This is a genomic window from Maricaulis sp. (assembly GCF_030149425.1).
Lineage (GTDB): Bacteria > Pseudomonadota > Alphaproteobacteria > Caulobacterales > Maricaulaceae > Maricaulis.
The window spans coordinates 148,217-155,004 of record NZ_JASBRQ010000053.1; the positions used below are offsets into that span (position 1 = coordinate 148,217).

Below are 6,788 nucleotides of genomic sequence, written 5' to 3' on the forward strand. Positions count from 1 at the left end.
GCATATGGCTCCCGTCTCTAGTTTCAGGGCGCTGGCGACGCGCTCAGGACGCGTCGCGAAGCTTGTCCGACATGTCCTGCAGCTCTGCGGCCATGTCCTCCAGCGGATCATCGGCATTTGCAATAGCGACCTGATCGCGACCGAGGCGTTTGGCCTCATAAAGGGCCTGATCGGCCGTCTTCATCAGGTCTTGCACGGTATTGGCCGGCTGGCCGAGTTGCGCGATACCGGCGGACATGGTGATGCGCGGCAGTTTCCCGGCCCCGTAGGAGATGGATATCCGGGCGATGGCGGCCCGCAATTCCTCGGCCAGATCGGCCGCAGCAGCGCTGTCCATTCCAGGGCAGATCACCGAAAACTCCTCCCCGCCCAGTCGACAGGCCGTGCTGCCCGTCGTGGCATAGGAAGCCAGTGCCTCACCAACTTCACGCAGCACCATGTCCCCGGCATCGTGACCGTAATTATCATTGAAGGCCTTGAAGTGATCGACATCGAAGGCGATCAGCGTGAAGGGCGATTTATGGCGCTGGGCGTATTGGATCTCGCGCCGGCACTGCTCCAGGAACCAGCGACGGTTAAACAGGCCGGTCAGCTGATCCCGCACGGATTGATCCCGCAATTCATCGCGTAGCCGGACATTGGCCAGGGCGAGACTAATCTGTTCGGCACAGGTCAAGGCAAGCTCACGCTTGATGATGATTTCTGCTTCCTGTTCCGGTTGGCGGGCCTCGTGCAGAGCCATGTAATCCAGCGCAACATGCAGCAGTCCGATGGCATCACCATGCGCGATGACCGGGATGCAGATATAGGGCGCGGTCGGCTCCTCGGTGACGTGGTGGCAGGCATAGTTCAGCTCGGCCGTGCCATAGGCATAGGAGCGGCCACGGCGCAGCGCCCAGCAATCATCCGGTTCGATCGCGGCGCCGGTTGCACCGGAATTCCAGCGGCACACATCCTCCAGCACATCGCGCGAATTGGAATACAGGAAGAGACCGCCAGACGTACCCGGCAAGAGTTTGGCCAGCCCGCTGGAGATCACATCCAGCAGCTCATCAACAGACTTGCAGGCATGCAGCCACTCGCCGATCTGGCTGAGTAGACGGCGTTCGTCACGGCGCGCCTTGTCCTGCATGGCCTGCAGGTTTTGCTGAAACTCCATGTCCTTGCGCTCGGAAATCTCGCGCTCGATCGACATGAAATTGATGTGCTGCCCATTCTCGTCATAGATCGGAATAATGTTGAGCTCGACCCAGTAGAGCTCGCCCGCCTTGGTGTAATTGACGATCTCCGTTGTGATCGGCACGCGGGATTTCAGCGCCTCGGAAATCTGCTGGCGCGTCGTCTGACACGTCGCCTCGCCCTGCAGCATATCACCGGGCTTTTGACCCAGGGCTTCCTCGCCGGAAAACCCTGTCAGCTTGGTGAAAGCCGGGTTGGTCCAGGTGATCAACCCGTCCGTATCGGTCAGCACGATCACATCCGTCGCATGCTCGACGACAAGACGCATGCGGCGGATTTCTTCCGGGCTCAATTCCGGGGTTGATGGCATTGGGTCAGCTCCACATTCAAGCTGACCGTGGGGTTCACATGCTTAAGGGAGGGTTTCGCAAGCCACTAACCGCATAATTTAACACTGCAAGCGAACCGTTCGCCCTGTCAGGCCTCGGTCAGGCTCTCACCGAATTGCAGCTCGATATAGCGGGCATAAAGCCCGCCCCGCGCCAGCAAGTCCTCATGCCGGCCGATATCGACAATCTGACCGTCTTCCATGACGACAATCCGGTCAGCGTTTCGCACAGTGGCGAGCCGGTGGGCGATCACCAGCGTGGTCCGGTCTTGCGAGACGCGTTCGAAGGCCTGCTGGATGACCTGCTCACTCTCGGAATCGAGCGCGCTGGTGGCCTCGTCCAGCAACAGAACAGGCGCGTCGCGCAAGATCGCCCGGGCAATCGCAAGGCGCTGTCGTTGACCGCCGGAAAGCGTCGCAGCTCCCTCACCCAGCCCGGTGTCATACCCCTCCGGCAGACGCTCGATGAATTCGTGGGCATTCGCCGCCTTGGCGGCCTCGACAACGGCTTCAAGGCTCGCATCAGGACGGCCGAAACGGATATTGTCGGCAACCGTGCCGGAAAACAGCGGCGCGTTCTGCTGCACCACGGCAAGCGCACCGCGCAAGGCTTTGGGGTCCAGCGCGGCCACGTCGACGCCATCGACCAGGACCCGCCCGGACTGCGGGTCATAAAAGCGCAGGAGCAGCTGAAATACGGTAGATTTGCCAGCGCCGGACGGCCCCACCAGGGCGATGGTTTCGCCATGCTGGATATCCAGATCAAGGCCGCGCAGCACCGGGGTGTCAGGACGGGCCGGATAGGCGAAATCGACGCCTTCAAACCGTATCTCCCCCATCACCGGATCGGGCAGGCGCGACGGCGTCGCCGGCGCCTCGATATCGGATTGGGCCGACAGCAATTCCATCAGCCGTTCGGTGGCACCGGCGGCCCGCATCACCTCGGCATAGGTCTCCGTGAGCATGCCGACACCGCTTACCGCGACAAAGGCGTACATGACGAACTGGGTCATGGCGCCCGGGGTAATTGCCCCGCTCTGCACCTGCACGGCGCCGAACCAGAGCACGGCGATCAGTCCGGTCAGGATGACAGTGAAGATGACAGCGGTCATGGCCGCGCGCACTGTGACCCGCCGCATGGAAACCTTGAACGTGCTTTCCACGGCCCCGGCAAAACTGCTTTTTTCCTCACGTTCGCGGGTGAAAGCCTGGACGGTTTCGAGAGCCATCAGGCTTTCACTGGCCCGGGCCGAAGCATCGGCGAGATTGTCCTGGCTCGAGCGTGACAGGCGCTGAACCCGGCGGCCAAACATCAAGATCGGCAGGATGATCAACGGGCCAAGCCCCAACACCAAGGCCGCCAATTGCCAATTCACCACTATCATCAAGATCAAGGCACCCAACGTTGTCGCCACGGTCCGCAGGGCAACAGAAATCGATGACCCGACAACGGTCTGGATCAAGGTCGTATCGGTGGTCAGGCGGGAGAGCACCTCGCCGGTCCGCGTGGTGACGAAAAAGGCCGGGCTCAAGCCCACCAGGTGATCAAAAACATCACGGCGCAAATCCGCCACGACCCGTTCACCCAGACGCGAGATGAAATAGAAGCGCAAGGCGCTGGCGAGCCCGAGCGCAAAGGCGACAACCATCCCGGCTATGAAATAGCCGGACAGGTCCTCGCCGATGGCAAAGGCCTGGCACAAATCGGCATCAGACGCTCCGCCAAAGCCGCAATCGACGACAAGGCGGAAAGCCCCCGGCAAGACCAGGGTGAGCGAGGCCGCGATCACGAGGAAGCAGGCGAAGGCCGCCAGCAAGCCCGGATAGGACAGCACATAGGGCACCAGACGCTTCAACGGCTGCGCGCTGCGGGCCTTGGCGCGGTGCTCGGCATCGCGCTCCATTTCCGCGGCGAAACTGGATCCGCGATCAAGGTCGGCCTGTTGCGCCTGGGTTCGGGTCTGCGCCGTCATGTCTTGCTCCGCCTAGTCCGGACGCCGCGCGATGATAAACACCGCCACCGCTTTTTCCGGACGCCACTCATATTCGACCTCGAAGCCCGCATCCTCGATGTTCCGGCGCAATTCACGCGCCGAGAAGAATCGGAGGACCGGCGGGAAGACACCGAATAGCTTCATGATGGGGGCGATCGGTCGAAGAAACCACATCTTGTCACCCAGGCACGCAGTTGAACTGACAAACACACCGCCCGGGCGGGTCAGCTCATAGGCCCGTTGGATGGCCTGCCGCGGGTCGCTGAGCAGATGCAGAATGCTCAGGCCAAGAACGGCGTCAAACTCGCCTGCCTCCAGCGTATCGAAATCCGCCTGTTCGAAGGTCACATTGCCGACACCGGCTGTTGCGGCCTTGTCACGGGCGATCTTCAACATCTCTTCGGAGATATCCGTCGCCAGCACATGGCGCACATGGGGCGCATGGGCGATGGCTGTTCCACCTGTCCCGCAACCGAATTCCAGCACTTCGCTTTCCGGCGTGAAATGTTCGCGGGTCAGTTCCAGCTTGCGCTGGTAAGCCGCTTCATCGGCGATCGGCGAACGGGCGTATTTCTCTGCGATACGATCCCACCAGTTTGCACTCGAGGTCATTGTCATTTCTCTTTGTCTCGGGGCGCGTGTTTGCGCCGGTGATCAGCTGACACCTGACTTACATATACAGATGATCGATATAAATTGCCGGAATCGGGTTTTCTGATATACGCAAATGCATGAACTGGGCATCGATATCCTTTGACTGGAACCAAATCCGCGCCTTCCTCGCCACCGTCGAGGAAGGTTCCTTTTCCGCAGCCGCTCGTGCGCTGGGTCAGACACAGCCGACCCTGAGCCGCCAGATCGCCTCACTGGAGGAGGCGCTCGGTGTCACCCTGTTCGAACGGGACCGGCGCAATATGCAGATCACCCAGGCCGGGATGGAATTGCTCGATCATGTCCGCGCCATGGGCGAGGCCGCCAGTCGCATCTCCCTCGCCGCGTCCGGGCAATCAACCACAGTGGAGGGCCAGGTCAGCATCACGGCCACGGACACAATGGCAACATTGTTTCTGCCGTCGATCATGAAGACCCTGCGCCACGAAGCGCCGAACATCACGGTGGAGATTACCGCCGCCAACGAGTTGCGCGATCTGCGCAAGCGCGAAGCCGATATCGCGATCCGCCACGCCCGGCCGGAACAACCCGACCTGATCGGCAAGCTGGTCGGGGAAACGGACGGACGCATGTTCGCCGCAAAGAGCTTTCTTGACGAATTCGGCCGGCCGCAATCGCCTGAAGATCTCGCCAACTACCCGTTCGTGGGCTTTGGGGAAATCGAGCGGTCCCTGCCGTATTTTGCTGAAATGGGCGTTCATATCGGCGTGGAGAATTTCAAGATCAGCGCCAATAACGGCCAGCCTATCCTGGCCCTTACGCGCGCTGGCCTCGGCATCTCACCCGTCACCCTCGATGTCGCCTCTCTCTATCCCGACCTCGAGGAAATACTGCCCGGACGGCTGGGCGGCATCCCGATACCGATCTGGCTGGTGACCCATCGCGAACTGAACACCAGCCGCCGCATCCGCATCGTGTTTGACCTTCTGGCCCGGGAGCTGAAAAAGACGCTAGAGAATGCACCTGCGTCCTGAAGGCTCCACAAGCCGGTGCCAGGACAACGCGAAACCGGAGTTTATTCATGCGACACAGCCTGCTTCTTCTTCCCCTCCTGGCCGCCGCCTGCGCCCCGGCCGGACAGCCCGCCAATGACGGGCTGAGCCAACGCCCGGCCGCTATCGTGGAATGCTTGCGCGAAACCGGCGCCACCATGCTCGCCGCCCATCGCGCCGGTCCGCGGGCCGGGTTGCCGGAGAATGCGATCTCGACGATCCGCGCCAATGCCGGGCTCGGCGTTCTCTATGCCGAGATTGATGTCGCCCAGACCGCCGATGGCCAGCTCTTCCTCATGCATGATGACACTCTGGACCGGACGACGACCGGGTCGGGCCGTTATGATGATCGCGACTGGTCGGAGATTGCCGGGCTGCAGCTCGTCGATGATGACGGCAATACCGTCGCGGAAACCATTCCGACCTTGTCCGATGCTTTTGCCGCCGCAAGGGACACCGGACTGGCACTGAACCTGGACATGAAGAACGTCGAGATCGCGCAGATTGTCGACGCGATTCACGCAGAGAACGCGCAGGATCTGGCCCTGATTATCGCCTATACGGTCGAACAGGCCGCCGAGATTCATGCCCTGGATTCCAGCCTGACCCTGTCTGCGCCGAACCGTCCGGACGAACTCGCTGCAGCCGGCGTGGACCTGGACCAGGTCTATCTCTGGCTCGGTGTGCGCCTGCCCGACGCCGCGGAGGACGCGGTCCTGGCTGAACGGGGGCTGGAAACCTCAGCCGGTCTCTTCCGGCTCGAAGACGGCACGCCCGGCATTTATCAGCAGGCCCGTGAGGCAGGCATCGAAATCCTGTCCGTCGACGACGTCCCAACAGCCGTCGCGGCCCTGGGTGGACCGGACGTGCTGCAAAATCAGATTGATGCCTGCACCGTCAACTAGCGTCGACAAACGACTGGTCGTCATCAGCAAGGCCTGAGGCCAAATACAAAACGGGCGGTTCCGCAAGGAACCGCCCGCTTGAATTCCAGCCTGAGCTGAAAGCGATTAACGCTTGGAGAACTGGAAGGAACGGCGGGCCTTGGCCTTACCGTACTTCTTACGCTCAACAACGCGGCTGTCGCGGGTCAGGAAGCCGCCGGCTTTCAGCACCGGACGCAGGCCCGGTTCGAAATAGGTCAGCGCCTTGGAGATGCCGTGGCGGACTGCGCCGGCCTGACCGGACAGGCCACCGCCCTTGACGGTCGCGATGATGTCGAACTCGTCGACGCGCTCAGCCGTCTGCAGCGGCTGCTGCAGCAACATGCGCAGAACCGGGCGGGCAAAGTATTTTTCCTGATCCTGGCCGTTGACCGTGATCTTGCCATTGCCGCGCTTGATCCAGACACGGGCGACAGCGTTCTTACGCTTGCCGGTGGCATAGGAGCGGCCATGTTCGTCGATCTGCGGCTCAGCCGGGGTCACATCGACTTCGACAGCGTCATTGCCGCCTTCGGCGATGACGTCTTTGAGGTCCTCGAGGGAGCGTGCTTCTTCAGCCATCATCAGCCTCGTGCGTTCTTGGAGTTCATGGACTTGAAGTCGATCACTTCAGGCTGCT

6 protein-coding genes are annotated in these 6,788 nt (G+C 61.5%); 2 read left to right on the forward strand and 4 right to left on the reverse strand.

Annotated features, from left to right (window positions below):
• Positions 1–43: 43 nt before the first annotated feature.
• The 3 genes from Q1V57_RS09380 to Q1V57_RS09390 all read right to left on the reverse strand — a co-directional run bounded on the left by Q1V57_RS09380 (position 44) and on the right by Q1V57_RS09390 (position 4,173).
• Positions 44–1,549, reverse strand: coding sequence for a diguanylate cyclase (locus tag Q1V57_RS09380; protein ID WP_300529940.1), 1,506 nt, complete (start codon positions 1,547–1,549; stop codon positions 44–46).
• Between the two features lie 107 nt (positions 1,550–1,656).
• Complete coding sequence (locus tag Q1V57_RS09385; RefSeq protein WP_300529942.1) at positions 1,657–3,540, reverse strand: ABC transporter transmembrane domain-containing protein; 1,884 nt, start codon at positions 3,538–3,540, stop codon at positions 1,657–1,659.
• Between the two features lie 12 nt (positions 3,541–3,552).
• Positions 3,553–4,173 carry a class I SAM-dependent methyltransferase gene (locus Q1V57_RS09390; protein ID WP_300529943.1) on the reverse strand — a complete coding sequence of 207 codons (621 nt, stop codon included), beginning with the start codon at positions 4,171–4,173 and terminating at the stop codon, positions 3,553–3,555.
• Positions 4,174–4,292: 119 nt separating this feature from the next.
• On the opposite strand from Q1V57_RS09390, the gene Q1V57_RS09395 reads away from it, so the two are divergent.
• Positions 4,293–5,207 carry a LysR family transcriptional regulator gene (locus Q1V57_RS09395; RefSeq protein WP_300529945.1) on the forward strand — a complete coding sequence of 305 codons (915 nt, stop codon included), beginning with the start codon at positions 4,293–4,295 and terminating at the stop codon, positions 5,205–5,207.
• Positions 5,208–5,254: 47 nt separating this feature from the next.
• The gene (locus tag Q1V57_RS09400) at positions 5,255–6,130 is read left to right on the forward strand and encodes a glycerophosphodiester phosphodiesterase family protein (RefSeq protein ID WP_300529947.1); all 876 of its coding nucleotides are present in this window, start codon (positions 5,255–5,257) and stop codon (positions 6,128–6,130) included.
• A 105-nt stretch (positions 6,131–6,235) separates the two neighbouring features.
• On the opposite strand, the gene rpsI is transcribed toward Q1V57_RS09400, so the two are convergent.
• The gene (rpsI, locus tag Q1V57_RS09405; RefSeq protein WP_300529949.1) at positions 6,236–6,730 is read right to left on the reverse strand and encodes a 30S ribosomal protein S9; all 495 of its coding nucleotides are present in this window, start codon (positions 6,728–6,730) and stop codon (positions 6,236–6,238) included.
• Positions 6,731–6,788 lie beyond the last annotated feature (58 nt).